At 71.2% G+C, this 15465-nt stretch carries 15 protein-coding genes; 9 read left to right on the forward strand and 6 right to left on the reverse strand.

Features of this window, described 5'->3' with window-relative positions:
- Positions 1-1412: NAD(P)-binding protein (locus VFO26_RS09005; RefSeq protein ID WP_325114621.1), on the reverse strand; the 1412-nt coding region annotated here is incomplete at its 3' end.
- Between the two features lie 225 nt (positions 1413-1637).
- On the opposite strand from VFO26_RS09005, the gene VFO26_RS09010 reads away from it, so the two are divergent.
- A complete protein-coding gene (locus tag VFO26_RS09010) occupies positions 1638-1847 on the forward strand; it encodes a hypothetical protein (RefSeq protein WP_325114622.1) in 210 nt (69 codons plus the stop codon).
- An 84-nt stretch (positions 1848-1931) separates the two neighbouring features.
- On the opposite strand, the gene VFO26_RS09015 is transcribed toward VFO26_RS09010, so the two are convergent.
- On the reverse strand, positions 1932-2249 hold the full coding sequence (locus VFO26_RS09015; protein ID WP_325114623.1) for a hypothetical protein: 318 nt from the start codon (positions 2247-2249) through the stop codon (positions 1932-1934).
- 42 nt (positions 2250-2291) lie between these two features.
- On the opposite strand from VFO26_RS09015, the gene VFO26_RS09020 reads away from it, so the two are divergent.
- From VFO26_RS09020 to VFO26_RS09030, 3 genes are all read left to right on the forward strand, one after another.
- Complete coding sequence (locus VFO26_RS09020; protein ID WP_325114624.1) at positions 2292-3317, forward strand: LLM class flavin-dependent oxidoreductase; 1026 nt, start codon at positions 2292-2294, stop codon at positions 3315-3317.
- Between the two features lie 136 nt (positions 3318-3453).
- Positions 3454-4884, forward strand: coding sequence for a glycerol kinase GlpK (gene glpK, locus VFO26_RS09025; RefSeq protein ID WP_325114625.1), 1431 nt, complete (start codon positions 3454-3456; stop codon positions 4882-4884).
- A gap of 162 nt (positions 4885-5046) precedes the next feature.
- Positions 5047-6519: an MFS transporter gene (locus VFO26_RS09030; RefSeq protein ID WP_325114626.1), complete on the forward strand. Its 1473-nt coding sequence runs from the start codon at positions 5047-5049 to the stop codon at positions 6517-6519.
- Positions 6520-6549: 30 nt separating this feature from the next.
- Here VFO26_RS09030 and VFO26_RS09035 read toward each other — a convergent pair whose 3' ends face one another.
- On the reverse strand, positions 6550-6879 hold the full coding sequence (locus VFO26_RS09035; protein ID WP_325114627.1) for a YbjQ family protein: 330 nt from the start codon (positions 6877-6879) through the stop codon (positions 6550-6552).
- A 277-nt stretch (positions 6880-7156) separates the two neighbouring features.
- Between VFO26_RS09035 and VFO26_RS09040 the strand changes: the two genes are divergently transcribed.
- Together VFO26_RS09040 and VFO26_RS09045 are read left to right on the forward strand one after the other, a co-directional pair.
- The gene (locus VFO26_RS09040) at positions 7157-9271 is read left to right on the forward strand and encodes an endonuclease/exonuclease/phosphatase family protein (RefSeq protein WP_325114628.1); all 2115 of its coding nucleotides are present in this window, start codon (positions 7157-7159) and stop codon (positions 9269-9271) included.
- 55 nt (positions 9272-9326) lie between these two features.
- Positions 9327-9737, forward strand: coding sequence for an MmcQ/YjbR family DNA-binding protein (locus tag VFO26_RS09045; RefSeq protein WP_325114629.1), 411 nt, complete (start codon positions 9327-9329; stop codon positions 9735-9737).
- Between the two features lie 26 nt (positions 9738-9763).
- Here the strand turns inward: VFO26_RS09045 and VFO26_RS09050 are convergent, their stop codons facing one another.
- On the reverse strand, positions 9764-10582 hold the full coding sequence (locus tag VFO26_RS09050; RefSeq protein WP_325114630.1) for a class I SAM-dependent methyltransferase: 819 nt from the start codon (positions 10580-10582) through the stop codon (positions 9764-9766).
- Between the two features lie 154 nt (positions 10583-10736).
- Here VFO26_RS09050 and VFO26_RS09055 point away from each other — a divergent pair, with 154 nt between their 5' ends.
- Together VFO26_RS09055 and VFO26_RS09060 are read left to right on the forward strand one after the other, a co-directional pair.
- The gene (locus VFO26_RS09055; RefSeq protein WP_414653073.1) at positions 10737-11342 is read left to right on the forward strand and encodes a sugar O-acetyltransferase; all 606 of its coding nucleotides are present in this window, start codon (positions 10737-10739) and stop codon (positions 11340-11342) included.
- A gap of 187 nt (positions 11343-11529) precedes the next feature.
- On the forward strand, positions 11530-12702 hold the full coding sequence (locus VFO26_RS09060) for a hypothetical protein (protein WP_325114631.1): 1173 nt from the start codon (positions 11530-11532) through the stop codon (positions 12700-12702).
- A gap of 66 nt (positions 12703-12768) precedes the next feature.
- Here VFO26_RS09060 and VFO26_RS09065 read toward each other — a convergent pair whose 3' ends face one another.
- Positions 12769-13371 (reverse strand): hypothetical protein, encoded by a 603-nt coding sequence (locus VFO26_RS09065; protein ID WP_325114633.1) that lies wholly within the window; start codon positions 13369-13371, stop codon positions 12769-12771.
- Positions 13364-13882 (reverse strand): sigma-70 family RNA polymerase sigma factor, encoded by a 519-nt coding sequence (locus VFO26_RS09070; RefSeq protein ID WP_325114634.1) that lies wholly within the window; start codon positions 13880-13882, stop codon positions 13364-13366. Before VFO26_RS09070 ends, VFO26_RS09065 begins: the two co-directional genes overlap by 8 nt.
- A gap of 326 nt (positions 13883-14208) precedes the next feature.
- On the opposite strand from VFO26_RS09070, the gene VFO26_RS09075 reads away from it, so the two are divergent.
- Entirely contained in the window at positions 14209-15462 is a 1254-nt protein-coding gene (locus VFO26_RS09075) for a vWA domain-containing protein (RefSeq protein ID WP_325114636.1), read from the forward strand.
- Positions 15463-15465: the final 3 nt, after the last annotated feature.

A 15465-nucleotide genomic window follows, 5' to 3' on the forward strand; every position in this document is an offset into this window, starting at 1 on the left:
AGCTCGCGGACGAGCTCGGTGGTCGCCTCGGTGCCGAGCCGAACGTCTACTCCGTGCCGGTGGAGCTGCCCTTCGAGGTCGCGTGTGATCCAGCCGAACTCGTCGCGGCGGGGGGTCCGCAGAATCAGGTTTACCTGGCCCCCGAGCTCGTCCTCGCGCTCGAGGAGTGTCACCCGGTGGCCGCGCTCGGCAAGGACAGCGGCGGCCTTCATCCCTGCCGGCCCGCCGCCGGCGACGAGCCAGTGCGCCGGCTGATCGGTCGGGGACGTCGTTCCCGGGCCGAATCGCCGTTCGCGCCCGGCACCCGGATTGACGGTGCACGAGATCGGCAGCCCCTTGAACACGCGACCGATGCAGCCCTGGTTGCCGCGGATGCAGTGCACGAGCTCGCTCTCGCGGCCCTCGCGTACCTTGTTCGCGAACTCGGGGTCGGCGATCTGCGCGCGGGTCATTGCGACCATGTCCGCCTTGCCGCTTGCGAGGATCTCCTCGGCCATTGCCGGATCCTTGATGCCGCCGACGGTGAACACCGGCAACTCCGACAGGGCGGCTTTCACCTGTGCGGTGAGGTCGACGAGATAGCCGTCGGGGACATCCGCGGGCTCGATTGCCTTGAAGATGTTGTGGTATCCGGCCGCTGTGACGTTCACGTAGTCGATCTGCCCGTCGGCCTCCAGCAGCCGGACAGCCCGGATCGCGTCCTCGATGTCGAGTGCTCCCGGGATGAAGTCGGTCAGGCTGATCCGGACGCCCACGATCCAGTCGTTGCCGGCACGCGCCCGCACCTCTTCGATCACCTCGCGCGCGAAGCGGAGCCGGTTCTCGAACGACCCGCCGTACTCGTCCTCGCGCTTGTTGTAGAGCGGCGACAGGAACTGATGCAGGAGGTAGCTGTGGGAGATGTGCACCTCCGTGCCGTCGAAGCCTCCCTCGCGCGTGAGCTCGGCGGAGCGGCCCCACCACTCGACCACTTCGCGGATGTCCTCGCGCTCCATCGCCTTCGGCGTCTCCCCGTAGGCCGGCGACTTCACCGCGGACGGGCCCCAGAGAACCCGGAGGTCGTCCGCGGAGTCGCTCGTCGCATTGAGTCCGAAGTGGTTCAACTGGGCGAAGATCAGCGCGCCGTGCTCGTGCACGGCGGACGTCAGGCGACGGTCGGACTCGAGCGCTTCCGGCCGATATGCCCAGGCCACGCGCGGGAAGCCGGTGGTCGAGGTCGGGTGGACGACGCGGTTGCCGGTGATCAGGAGACCGGCACCACCCTTGGCGCGAGCTGCCTGGTAGGCGACGTTCCGTTCCGAGTCGACGGCGTTGTGGGCCCAGAGCTTGACGTGCGCCGTCTGCATGATCCTGTTTCGCACCGAGACGCCGCCGATCTCCAGCGGGCTGAACAGGTGTGGGTAGGCAGTCAACGCCCCTCCTCCGAGTCGGAAAGGTCCAGGCAGCGATAGGCGAACTCGCCGGGACACGCGCCCACCGCGGGCCGACAGCTGATGTCCGCACGAGGACGGAACACGTCGGAGAGACTACGCCGCAAGCGAAGGGTCCGACGCGGCTGCCGGCCCAGCTCGCTCACGCTCGACGCGGTGTGCGCACCGCGCCCGCATACTTCTCGCGACAACCTGACGAGGTGCGACATGCGGAAGGACGTGCGTGAGTTCATCCGCCGGCTCGAAGCCGCGGGCTTGACCGTCCAACCGACGCCGGGGCACTACCGGGTCTTGCGTGACGGAAAGCCACTCCGTAAGGCAAACGGCATGCCGTTCATGCTGCCGTTCTCTCCTGACACGATCCGCTGGCGCAGAGCTGCAATCGTCGAGCTCCGCAAGCTCGGCATCGACCCGTAGGTCGTCGGCTGACCCCAACGCCAAGATCCGGTCGGAGGTTCGCGTTCGTGCGAGCGCTGCGAGGGTGGGACGAGGCGACGCTGCTCAGATCGCCTGGCTGAACGATCCGCCGCCGATGATCCGTGCGGGGCGGTCGCCGAGCCGCGCGCGGAGACCGCGATCGGAGCTGACGAGCCACCACGGACGGTCGAGGCTCGCCGTGAGCTCGACGATGGCGTCATCCGCGTCGCGCGAGCCGACGAGGTCCGGCGCCTCCTCGGGCGGCTCGCCGTCGAAGACGATCAGCAGATCGTGGCCTTCGCGAGCTGCCCATTCCCGAGCGCGATCCACGAGCCCCTCGCGGGAGATGTTCGGCCAGCGGGAGCGACGGACGTTCTCCGCGTCCACGACCACGAGCGCCACAACCCGAAGTATCGGGCGTGCGCGTAAAGGCAGGATGCCTGTGTGAAGAAGATCGGTTTCCTGTCCTTCGGCCACTGGTCGCAGTCACCTTCGTCGCAGGTGCGCTCGGCGTCCGACGCGCTGATCCAGTCGCTCGAGCTGGCCGTCGCGGCCGAGGAGGTCGGCGCCGATGGCGCCTACTACCGCGTACACCACTTCGCGCGGCAGCTCGGCTCGCCGTTCCCGCTGCTTGCGGCGGTCGGCGCACGGACGTCGAGGATCGAGATCGGCACCGCCGTCATCGACATGCGCTACGAGAACCCCTTCTACATGGCGGAGGACGCGGGGGCCGCGGACCTCCTGGCCGGCGGCCGGCTGCAGCTGGGCATCAGCCGGGGGTCGCCCGAGCAGGTCTTCGACGGCTGGCGCTACTTCGGCTACCAGCCGGCCGAGGGAGAGACCGACGCCGAGATGGCAAGGCGCCACGCCGAGGTGTTCCTCGAGCTCCTCGAGGGGAAGGGCTTCGCCGAGCCACATCCGCGGCCGATGTTCCCGAATCCGCCCGGCCTGCTGCCCATCGAGCCCCATGCGCCGGGACTGCGCGAGCGGATCTGGTGGGGCGCAGCGTCGCCGGCGACGGCGGCGTGGGCGGCCGCCAGAGGAATGAATCTGATGAGCTCGACGCTGGTCTTCGACGATGCGAGCGGCGACCCCTTCCACGTCGTGCAAGCGCGCCACATCCACGCGTTCCGCGAGGCGTGGCGGGAGGCCGGGCACGGGCGCGAGTCACGCGTCTCTGTCAGCCGGAGCATCTTTGCCCTCGTGAACGACACGGATCGCGCGTACTTCGGCCGGCGCAACGACGACGGCGACCACGTCGGCTACATCGACGAGGACACGCGGGCGATCTTCGGCCGCACCTACGCGGCGGAGCCCGACGTGCTCGTCGCGCAGCTCGCGCAGGACGAGGCGATCGCGGCCGCAGACACGCTCCTGCTGACCGTGCCGAACCAGCTGGGGGTCGAGTACAACGCGCACGTCATCGAAAGCATCCTGACGTACGTCGCGCCAGAGCTCGGCTGGCGTTGATCGCGCCGGTGCGGCGACCGCGGCGCGCCCTCCGGGGCAATCGGTACGAAGGTCGTGCCGAGAGCCGCACGTCGGGCGCCGCGACAGCCACGTGAGACCGCCGAGGTTCGGGCGCGCAGGCTGGTCTACTACAGCCGTGATCCTGGCGATCGACCAGGGGACGACCGGCACGACGTGCCTCGTCCTCGACGGCGCGCTCCGTGTGCTGGGGCTCGGCTACCGGGAGATCGGGCAGCACTTTCCGCAGCCGGGCTGGGTCGAGCACGACCCGGACGAGATCTGGGCGAGCGTCGAGCAGGCCGCCTCGGAGGCGCTCGCCGCGGCCGGCGCGGCTGCCCGAGACCTCGACGCGATCGGGATCACGAACCAGCGCGAGACGACCGTGGTGTGGGAACGCCGTACCGGCCGGCCGGTGCACCGCGCGATCGTGTGGCAGGACCGGCGGACCGCGGAGCGCTGCGCGAAGCTCCCCGCGGCGCTGATCCGCGAGCGGACGGGGCTCGTCCCCGACCCGTACTTCTCGGCGACGAAGCTCGAGTGGATCCTCTCCCGTGCCGAGCGGCCGCAGCGGGAGCTCGCCTTCGGGACGGTCGACTCCTGGCTCGTCTCGAAGCTGACCGGCGGCGCCGTGCACGTCACCGACCTGACGAACGCGTCGCGGACGATGCTCCTCGATCTCGACTCGGGCGAGTGGGACGAGGAGTTGCTCGCCCTGTTCGGCGTGGAGCGCGCGGTGCTGCCCGAGGTCGTCCCGTCGTCCGGGCTCGTCGGAGAGGCGTCGCTGCTCGGCACGACCGTTCCCGTCGCGGGCATCGCCGGCGACCAGCAGGCGGCCCTCTTCGGGCAGGGGTGCTTCGCACCCGGCGAGGCGAAGGCGACGTTCGGGACAGGCACGTTCGTGCTCGTCAACCTCGGCGAGCGCCGGGGTGAGGCAGTCGAGGGGCTCGTGACCACGGCTGCGGCGGTCGAGCCCGCGGGGGGCCGTCGGTTCGCGGCCGAGGGCTCCGTGCTCGTCGGCGGCGCGGCGATGCAGTGGCTGCGCGACGGGCTCGGCGTGATCGACACGGCGGCGGAGAGCGAGCGGCTGGCCGAGAGCGTCGAATCGACCGACGGCGTGTACTTCGTCCCCGCGCTCACCGGCCTCGGCTCGCCGCAGTGGCGACCCGACGCGCGCGGCCTGATCTGCGGGCTCACGCGCGGGACGACCCGCGCGCACCTCGTCCGCGCGGCGCTCGAGGCGGTGGCGCACCAGGTCGCGGACGTGCTCGACGCGCTACCGCTCGAGGTCGAGGTCCTGCGGGCCGACGGCGGTGCGACCGCGAACTCGTTCCTGATGCAGCTCCAGGCCGACCTGATCGGCAGTCCCGTCGAGACGGCCGCCGACAAGGAGACGACGGCGATCGGCGCGGCGGCGCTCGCCGGGCTCGCGGTCGGGACCTGGTCGGGGCAGGAGGAGGTGGTCGCGCTGATCCGTCGCGGGGAGCGGTTCGAGCCGCGGATCGGTCGGGACGAGGCGGCGCAGCGGCGCGCCGAGTGGCAGGACGCAGTGCGGCGCGTGCTTCTCTGAGGCTGCAGCTTCCCGCCACCCAGAGCGTCACGGGAAACAGGCATCTGCGGTGCCGGTCCCGGTGTACGGCTGCCCGCACCACCCGGAAGCCGGTCACCCGCCCGCGCAGCCGCCGGCGCGACAGCAACCCTCGGGGAAGGCCAGTCGAAGGAGGCGATCCGGATGGATACAGCGGGCGCGATGGGTCACGGCGGCGTGTTCGGCGGGGAGCATCGGAGGTGGTGGACGCTCGGGGCCGTGTCGCTCGGGCTGTTCATGATCATGCTCGACAACACCGTCGTGAACGTCGCGCTGCCGTCGATGCAGCAGTCGCTCGGCCTGTCGCTCTCCGAGCTGGAATGGGTCGTGGCCGGGTACGCGCTCACGTTCGCGGCGCTGATGCTCACCGGCGGCAAGCTGGCCGACCTGCTCGGGCGACGGCGTGTGTACGTGGCGGGGCTCGTCGTCTTCACGGCCGCGTCGCTCGCCTGCGGGCTCGCAGGCAGCGCCGAGGTGCTGATCGGCGCGCGCGTCGTCCAGGGCATCGGGGCGGCGATGATGAACCCGGCGACGCTCTCGATCATCACGGCGACCTTCCCGCCACGCCAGCGCGGCACCGCGATCGGGATCTGGGCCGGCGTGTCGGCGCTCGCGCTCGCAATCGGCCCGCTCGTCGGCGGCCTGCTCAGCGAGCACGTCGACTGGAGCTGGATCTTCTTCGTCAACGTGCCGGTCGGGATCGTCGCGATCGCCGCCGCGTACGCGTTCGTCGACGAGTCACGCGACACCTCGCACGACCAGCGCCCGGACGTGCCCGGCCTCGTCACCTCCGGTGTCGGCCTGTTCGCGCTCACCTACGCGCTGATCGAGGCGAACTCCCACGGCTGGGGCTCGACGCGGATCCTCGGCGCATTCGCTCTGGCGGCGGTGTCGCTCGCGGCGTTCGTCGTGCTGGAGCTGCGGCAGCGGCGGCCGATGCTCGACCTGACGCTCTTCCGCAATGCGACGTTCTCCGGCGCGAACGTGTCGATGCTGCTCGTCGCGCTCGCGATGTTCGGCGTGTTCTTCTACGTGTCGCTGTACCTCCAGCAGATCCTCGGCTACTCGCCCGTCGAGGCAGGCGCCAGCTTCCTGCCCGCGACGATCCTGATCGCGGTGCTCGCGCCGCAGGTCGGCCGCGTGGTCGACCGGGTGGGCTCCCGCTGGCTCACGGGGAGCGGCATGCTGCTGCTCTCCCTCTCGCTCGTCCTCTTCGCGCGGCTCGGGACGAGCTCGACCTACTGGGAGATCCTCCCCGGGCTCGTCGCGATGGGCGTCGGCATGGCGCTGACGATGACGCCGACGACCGCCGCCGCGATGGGCTCCGTGCCTCGCGACCAGGCCGGCGTCGGCTCCGCCGTGCTGAACAGCATGCGTCAGGTCGGCGGCTCGCTCGGGATCGCGGTCACCGGCGCGATCGTGGCGCACGTCTCGTCGAGCTCGCTCGCCGCGGGGCACACGCGCCCGGAGGCTTTCATGGACGGCTTCCAGCGCGGGCTCGAGGTCGCCGCGGTGATCGCCGTGGCCGGCTCCGTGGTCGCGGTCGTGACGATGCGCGGGCACCGGCAGCAGCTCCAGACCTCGACCGAGGAGCCTGCCTTCCAGGAGGCAGCCTGATGCGGCCCCGGGCACTGGGCCCGCGCCGCCTCAGGCGCGCTGCACGGTGACGGCGGTGCCGTAGGCCGCGACCTCGGTCATGTTGCTCCCGAGCTCGTTGCAGTCGAAGCGCATGGCGATCACGGCGTTCGCTCCCGCCTCGCGGGCTGCGTCCCGCAGCCGCTCGACGGCCTGGAGGCGGCTGTCCGCGAGCATCTTCGTGTAGCCCTTGACCTCGCCGCCGACGAGGCCCTTGAGGCTCGCGCCGATGTCGCTGCCGATGTTGCGGCTGCGCACGGTCAGGCCGAACACCTCGCCGTACACCTGGGTGACGCGGTAGCCGGGAAGGTCGTTCATGGTGGTCACGGTGATGTCGGACACGTCGCGCCTCCTCTGCTGGATCGTCGATGGGAACGCCTGCCGCACGTCGAGACGGCGCTCGCCCGAGCACGGGCGGGGTGACCGGTCGAGATCGACGGCGCTGTCTCGAACGTATCGGGCCGGCACGTGACCTGTCCAGGCTGCAGCGACCATGCCGCCGAGCACGCCGAATTCCCTTGCCTTCGAAGCGGCGTAGACTCGGAGCGGAAATCATCGCGAGCTCGGACGGCCAGCTTTCGCGGCGGACGACGTCCCGGGGCGGGCAGGAGGTTCGGTCATGGCTGCGCTTCGGCTGATGACGTTCAACGTTCAGCTCTTGCCGTTCATCGCAGGGGTGCTCGACGGGACGGTGAGCGTCCCCACCGCGGTGGTCGGGCTGTTCCCGGGCGGGAACCAGGATGCGGTCGCCCGCGCGGAGGCGGTCGCCAAGGACATCCTCTCGATCAGGCCCGGCGAGCGGCCGGACGTGATCGGCTTGAACGAGGTGTTCAGCGAGGACGGCCGTAGCGTCCTGCTCGATGCGCTGCAGCCCGTCTGGCCGAACGTGATCGAGATCGTCTTCGAGGGCGACGTCGAGGAGGACGCCGGACTGATGGTGTTCTCGCGCCTTCCCTTCCAGCAGCTCCCGAACGGAAGCGACCGCGCAGAGCGCTTCTACAGCGACGACGCGGGCGACGACTCGTGGGCGTCCAAGGCGGCGGTGCTCGTCCAGGTGAGCCAGCCCGTCGAGAACATGACGCTCGTGTTCACGCACCTCCAGGCCGCGTACGTGACCGAGGAGGAGCACCGTGAGATCCGCAAGAGGCAACTCGCCGAGGTTCGCGAGCTGGTGGCGGAGGTGCTTGGGCCCGACATCGGAGTCTGGGCGAACGTCGTGGTCGCCGGCGACCTGAACATCCGCGGCGACGCCGGGATGTCGAGCGACGAGTGGTTCGAGATCTTCGACACTCCCGGCGACCCGTTCGGCGAGCTGTTCGCGGACAGCTGGATCGAGATGCGCCCGCCCAACGAGACGGTCGACCACGACCCCGGGCACACCAACCGGAACCGGGAGACACAGCAGGAGCAACGGCTCGACTACCTCTGTCGGCTGAAGACACCGGACGGCATCGACGTCGTCGCCCACCACATGCGGGTCGGCCACCGCGACGTCTCCGACCACTACGCGCTCGAGGGGCTGTTCCAGCTGCGCGACGCGCACTGCCAGCCGTCGTCGGCCAGCGACATCGACGCCCAGGGGCCGATCGTGGGAGCGCCCGACCCGAGCCGGCCGAGAACGTCGGCCGTCTACCACACGAACATCGAGATCACCCGCCTGAGCGGACGCCACTGGCTCTGGATCCCGCGCCCCGGCACCTACACGTTCCACGCTCCGCCGACAATGGAGTACGAGGTGTTCGCCGACACGGACATCTCGACGCCGCTCGAGCGTCTCGACTCACTGTCCGTGGTCGAGCTGCCGCCCTCGCTGCAGTGGCCCTACGACAGGTTCGGCCGGGTCGATCCGGTCGGCGGCACATACGTCAACCGCTCTCCGCTCCTCGTCGCGGTCCGGTCGCGAAACGGGGGGCCGGTCCAGGGGCCGTTTCTCGTCTTCGAGCATCTCGGCGACAGCCCGCGCACGGCGATCGCGCTGCCGCCGCACCTGGACGTCGAGGTCCCCTTCCCGGCGAATCAGCTCCTCGGCGCAGACGACACCGCGTGGTTCCGCGTGATGCCCCGGCCGACGCTGATGGCGAAGCCGCGCGACGAGCGCGTCACCGTCCGGTACCCGGGCGGGGCGAGCGGGAGCCTCGAGGCGCTCGACGCCGGGATGAGCTCGCTCGGCGGGACGAGCGGCGGCGGCGAACTCGAGCACTCGTTCGTCGCGGTTGGCGACGACAACTTCCTCGTCGCCGTCACCCGGGACAGCGACCAGGACGTCGGTCACGTCATCCGGTGGGAGACGCCGGTCTCGTACCTGCGCCTCGACAAGGGATTCACGGTCCACGTCAACGACGAGACCGGGCCCGACTGGCCGGGCGCGGACGAGCCCGAGCTCGAGGTGCGCATGGACAGCGACGCCGTGCCCTTGCTGAAGACGGCGTGGGACGACGCCGACACAGGCGAGGACTGGCCGGGGCTCGTCGAGAAGCTCTGGTTCGAGGCGCTCCAGCGCGGTTGGACACCGCCGCGTCCCGTCAAGGAAATCGCCTTCGCCGAGTCGATCGACGTTGTGATCGAAGACCCCGACTCGCCGCTCGGGGCAGCACACGGCGTCGTGTCCCACACGATCAACCCGCTGAGCCCGAACGAGCCAGCAGAGAAGAAGCGGACGATGGCGATCAACGTGTTCGACACGATCTCGGACGGCACCTACACGCTGTCATGCACGCTGTCGCGCGATCCCTGACGCGGTAGGCGGGTATCGCGTCGGTGCATCGGCCGCATCGTGGCAAAGTCCCACCGTGGCCACGCTGAAGGACCTCGACGAGCTCGCGCTCACGATGCCGCAGGCGGAGAAGCACGTCTCCGACGACGGGCGGCCGACGTACTCGGTGCACGGGAAGTTCTTCTGCTTCCACCGCAGCAGGCGGCCCGACGCCGTCGACCCCGAGACGGGCGAGCGGCTCGCCGACGTGCTCGTGTTCCGCGTCGCCGACCTCGGCGAGAAGGAGATCATGCTCGCCGACGAGCGCGGCGTGTTCTTCACGACGCCGCACTGGAACGGGTACTCGGCCGTGCTGATGCGGATCCCCGACCTCGAGCGGATCGACCGGGAGGAGCTGCGGGACCTCGTCGCGGAGGCCTGGCTGACGCGGGCGCAGAAGCGCGTCGCGAAGGCGTGGCTGGCCGAGAACGCGGTCGAGGACGACTAGAGCCCGCTGACCCGGCGCGGTTCGTCTCACGCCTTCGTCGCGACGACCTCCAGGTACTCGCTCGGGACGACCAGCGTCTCGTCGTCGGTGTTCGACCGCTCGAGCAGGTCGCGCAGGTCACCGGCGAGCGCGTCCTCTCCGTCGGGGCCGACACGCTCGAAGGCCACCTTGGCCGGGCCGAACCACGTCCGAAAGATCTCGATGAAGTGCTCGGGAGAGCGGTATCTCATCTTCAGGTGCCGCGGCGTGATGCTCAGGTCCGAGATGCGGTCGCCGAACACGTCCCGCAGGTGCTCCTCGGTGCCCCACAGCGGCGGCGGTGCGAGGCCCGGCGGAGGCGGTGCATGGCCGGCGACCGTCTTGAACATCGTCCCGACGAATCCGCTGGGGGTCCAGTTCGCCATCGCGACGCGTCCCCCGCTCCTGGTGACGCGCAGCAGCTCGTCGGCGGTGCGCTGGTGGTCGGGCGCGAACATCGCGCCGAAGATCGACATCACGACGTCGAACGACCCGTCCTCGAAGGGGAGCTCCTGGGCGTCGCCCTCGACGAACTCGACCTCGAGCCGCTCGGCGGCGGCACGCTCCCGCCCGCGCTCGAGGAGGGCAGGAACGTAGTCGAGCCCGACCGTCGGCCCCCAGGTGCGGCGCGCGGCCGCGATCGCGCCGTTCCCGGCCCCGCAGGCGACGTCGAGGACTCGCTCCCCCGCGCGCACGTTCGCCGCCTCGGCGAGGTCCTCGGCGACAGCCTGGCCGGCGATGCCGATCCGGGAGAAGTCACCCTGCGACCATGTCTGTTGCTGGACCTTCGTGACCTGCTTCAGGTCGACTGCCTGTTCCTGCGCCATCGCCACGCTCCCTTCCAAAGAGGACACGTCAGGGTGGCAAATCGGGAGGGCCGAACGCAAGGGCATGATCCGCGTCTGGAGCGTCTGTCTCGGAAGGGTGGGCGCGTCACTGGGGTCAGTCCCTGCGGGGACAGACCCCGGTAACGTCGGGGGCGTGTCGGAGATGAGGCGGCGGATGCTCGACGGCGAGTGGTACCTCGCCGACGACCCGGAGATACAGGCGGACGCGGCGCGGGCACACGAGCTGATGGAGCGCTACAACGCGACACGGGCCTCCGAGCCCGAGCTTCGCGACCGGCTCCTGCGCGAGCTGCTCGGCGAGGTCGGGGACGGAGTCTCGGTGCGCCCGCCGTTCTGGATCGACTACGGGACGAACATCGCGATCGGGGCGAGGACGTTCGTCAACTACGACTGCGTGATGCTCGACGTCGCGCCGATCCGGATCGGTGCCGCGTGCCAGCTCGCAACGCGCGTGCAGCTCCTCACCGCGACCCACCCGATCGATCCCGAGCCGCGGCGGCTCGGCTGGGAGGCCGCCGAGCCGATCACGATCGGCGACAACGTCTGGCTCGGCGGCGGCGCGATCGTCTGCCCCGGGGTCACGATCGGGGACGACACGGTCGTCGGGGCGGGGGCGGTCGTGACCCGGGACCTGCCGGCAGGCGTCGTCGCGGCCGGTGTGCCCGCGCGCGTGCTGCGCGAGATCGGGCCCGAGGACGCGGTGGAGATCCCCGGGGGCACTTCGGAGATGTCCGCCTGAAGACGCCGTTCCGTAAAGCCGTCCGCCCAACCGATTCTCACGGCTCGCCGGGGGCGTTCCCGAGACTCGACTCGTAAGGGCTGGACAGGCATGTCACAATCGTCGCGATAACGGGAAGATCGCGGCGTGGTCTCCCGTCTGGTGGGAAGGTGCCGCTCCCCTGCGGCGCACAACGAAGGGAGGCTCCATGGAGGGCACTGGCACGGGCGCCACCGCCATGCTCGTCGGCACGCCCGAGGACGTCGGGGGACGTCCGGACGCCGCCACCGTGACGGTGACGCGCGAGGAGATCGAGGAGGCGCTCGCCTCCGATGACGCGCTCGACCTGATCCTCTCGGTCAAGTCGGGCGAGACCGACCCGCAGGACGTCCGCGTCGCGTGGGAGCGCTCGGACCTCGAGAAGGTGCTCGCCGGCATCGAGTCCGGCGCGGTCACGTTCTCGTTCGACCGGGCCGAGCTCCAGCGGGCGCTCGAGCAGCCGGACTTCGAGGGGCACGGGATCCGCGAGATGGTGCTGCTCACGGTCGCTGCAGCGTCCGCGTCGGCCGCAATGGCGGCATCCACCGCGTCCGGCCAGCTCATGGACGGGAGCGGAGTCGAGGGGGGCACCGCGGCGGCTGCCGTGCAGCCGGGCGATCCAGGGACGATCCCGTACCTGAGCCACGGAATCGGCGTCGACGAGTCGGTGTTCCAGGGCGAGGCGGCGGCTGCCGCTCAGCCGGGCGACCCGGGGACGATCCCCTACCTCAGCCACGGACAGGGCGTCGACGAGTCGCTCTTCCAGGGCGAGCCGACCGCGCAGCCCGGCGATCCTGGGACGATTCCCTACCTCAGCCACGGGCAAGGCGTCGACGAGTCGCTCTTCCAGGGCGGGTCGGCGGCGTCCGGCGGCGTCGTGACGCCGGCGGTCCACGACGAGGCCACTCCCGCCGCACGCGGAATCGGCCAGACCGTTCCCGGAGCGGACGAGGCCGGACTCGCGGCGCGCGGAGTGGAGGCACCCGCGACGTCTGCGCTCGGCACCGGCGACGCGACGACGGCGAGCGACCTCGCAAGCGTCGCGGCGATCCCGGACGAGGCAACACCGGCTCAGCGCGGCGTCGGCCAGACCGCCCCCGGGGCGGACGAGGCCGGGCTCGCGGCGCGCGGCGTCGAGGCGAGCGTCACCGGTTCCATCGGCACCGGAGACGCGACGACCGCACGTGACCTGGCCACGCCGGCCGCGGCGGACTCCGGCACGTCGTTCGAGCTGCCGTCCGTCGACACCGGCACGGCGGCGGCGATCGGCGCGCTCGCAGGCGCGGGCCTGATCATCGTCGGCGCCGCGTTCGTGGCCCGGCGGAGGATCACGCCCGTCTGACAGGGGGAGGCTCGACGGAGGGCCGCTGTGTGGCGGCGGTCCTCCGTCGACGCGTGCTCCGAGAGGTCAGTCGTCGCCGAGGAAGAGGCGGTCGAGCTCGTCGCGCTCGGGCGGGCTCGCCCCGAGCGGGGCAGCCAGCCGCTCGTGGAGCTCCATCTGGGGCGCAGGCGACGGGCGGTCGAGGTCGGGGATCGGCTCACCGCCCCGGCGGTAGTAGGCCATCGCGCTCCCACCCGTCGTGGTGGTCAGCGGGCGGACGATCGCGCGCACGTTCGTGAGGAACAGCCCCCGCAGGGCCTCCCAGACACGCTCGTCGACGCGACGGGGATCGAGGATGCCCCCTTCGAGCCGCTGGTAGTAGCTCTTCAGCCGCGGGACGTCGTCGACGTCGAGGCGCTCGGCCAGATCCGCCACGACCTCGTCGACCTTGCGCGCGCGTCGCCTGCGGAGCGCGATCAGCCCCGGCTCGCCTTCGAGCCTCGCGCGCATCACGGCGACGTCGTCGTCATGCGGCTCGGGCGCCGGCGCGACGCGGAGGAAGACGTCGATCAGGCGCGCGAGCTCGTCCCCGTCCTCCCCGGCCAGCCTGACGAACGCGACGAGGTCGGGCTGCTCGCCCCGCACGTAGGCGGCGGCGAACTCGTCGAAGAGGCGGTCGACGTCAGCCATCGCCGTTGATCATCTCCCGCAGGCGCCTGCGTGCGTGGAAGAGCCGCTGGTCGATGTTGTTGCGCGTGGTCCCGAGCACCGCCGCCGCCTGCTCGGGGCTCACCCCCCGGAGGTAGACGAGCGTGCAGGCCTCGCGCTCGACGTCGGGAAGCTGGTCGACGAGCTCGCCGATCCACAGGCGCTCGACCGCCCGGTCTGCGAACTCTGCCCCTCCCGGCTCCCAGCCGTCCGGCAGGGGCACGTCGGTGGGACGGCCCTGGAAATGGTCCTTGATCGTCCACTTGACGACCTGGTGGACGACGACGCGGAACGGGACCCCGGGATAGCGCTTTCCCGCCTGGAACTCGCGGAAGAGCCGAAACTCGACGTCCTGGGCGACGTCCTGGCCGTCGTCGACGTTCCTCGTCCCCCTGATGCAGCGGGCGAGGATCACCAGGTGGTACTTCGCGAGGAGGCGGTCGAACTGGCCGGCCTCGAGGAGTTGGGCGTCGCGCGCGTCGTCATCGGTCATCGATGGAGTGGTCACGTCTCGGATCGGCGCGATCTTACGCGGGTGCGCGCGGCCATCCGGCTCGCGCGCGTGCCGGAGTCAGCGCGGACGCAGGAAGTGGCGCCGCGAACCGGCTCATCCCGTCGGAGCAGGCGGTCGAGCGCCCGCGTCATGCGCCGCACGAGGCCGGGGTGGGCTCGGTCGAATGCGTGCCGCACGGCGAAGACGACCCCGGGAGTGAATACCGGCGCGGGCCGCGCGTCAAACATCCGGCCGGGGGATCCAACGGCGTAAGGCGGCGCCGCCGGCGGCCGGACTCTGTCGCGATGCCGAACGAAGGGAGTCACATGGAGACGTCCGTCCGCCTCGAGCACTCGGTGCTCGCCGTGGAGCAGGAGCACGAGCTGCACGCGATGGTCGAGCTCGCCGTGCCCGAGCTCCCGGAGCAGGCGGAGCGGCCGCCGCTCCGCGTCGCGCTCGTGCTCGACCGCTCCGGATCGATGGCCGGGCCAAAGCTCGCAGTCGCGCGGCGCTGTGCCCGCTGGCTCGCGGAGCGTCTGCGACCGGCCGACGAGCTCGCGCTCGTGGTCTTCGACGGCCACGTCCGACTGCTCGCCCCGCGGGCCGGCGTGGACTCGAGCCGCGTGCGCGCTGCGATCGCCTCGATCGGGCCGGGCGGCCAGACCAACCTCTCGGGCGGATGGCTCCGTGGCCTCGGCGAGCTCGTCGACGCCCCTGCCGACGGCCCGCGCAAGATCCTGCTCCTCACGGACGGCCTCGCGAACCAGGGGATCACCGACCACGACGACCTCGTCGGCATGGCCCGCCGTGCCCGAGTCGAGGGCGTGTCGACCTCGACGATCGGCTTCGGCGAGGGCTTCGACGAGGACCTGCTGCGCGACATGGCGGACGCGGGCGGCGGCAACACGCACTTCGCCGAGACTCCCGACGACGCGCCCGGGATCTTCGAGTGCGAGCTCGAGGGTCTGACCCGCGTGGTCGCGCACAACGTGACGCTCGACGTGCGGCCCGGGCCCGCGGTCGAGCTGCTCGGGGTGCTGAACGACTACCCGTCGCTCGCCGTCGACGGAGGCGCGCAGATCGAGCTCGGCGACGCGTACGCCGGCGAGCGTCGGCGCGTCGTCCTGAAGCTCCGCATCCCCCACCTCGCCGCGCTCGGTCCGTGTGTCGTCGCGGAGCTCGTGCTGCGGTTCACGTCGGTCGGAGAGACGATCGAGCAGCGGACGACGACGATCCCGGTGGTCGCGAACGCCGTCTCCGCAGCGGAGGCGGCCCGGATCGCGCCCGATGCGGAGGTGGGCGAGCAGGTGCTCGTCCTGCGCTCGGCCCGCGTTCGCGACGACGCGATCCGGCTGGCCGACGAGGGGCGCTTCGACGAGGCCGCGCGGGCGTTCGACGCGACGGCGGCAGAGCTGCTGGCGGCAGGGCTCGTCGACGAGGCTCGCGAGCTGCGAGCGGCTCGGAGCACGCTGATGCACTACGACGCCACGACGCGCAAGGGCTTCAACCAGCGCTCGTGGGAGCTCAAGCGCGGACGAGCGCCCAAGGAACAGCCGCGGAACCGCCGGGACCGCGGCTGAGCG

It is taken from the genome of Gaiella sp. (genome assembly GCF_035710885.1).
In the GTDB taxonomy this organism is placed as follows: domain Bacteria; phylum Actinomycetota; class Thermoleophilia; order Gaiellales; family Gaiellaceae; genus Gaiella.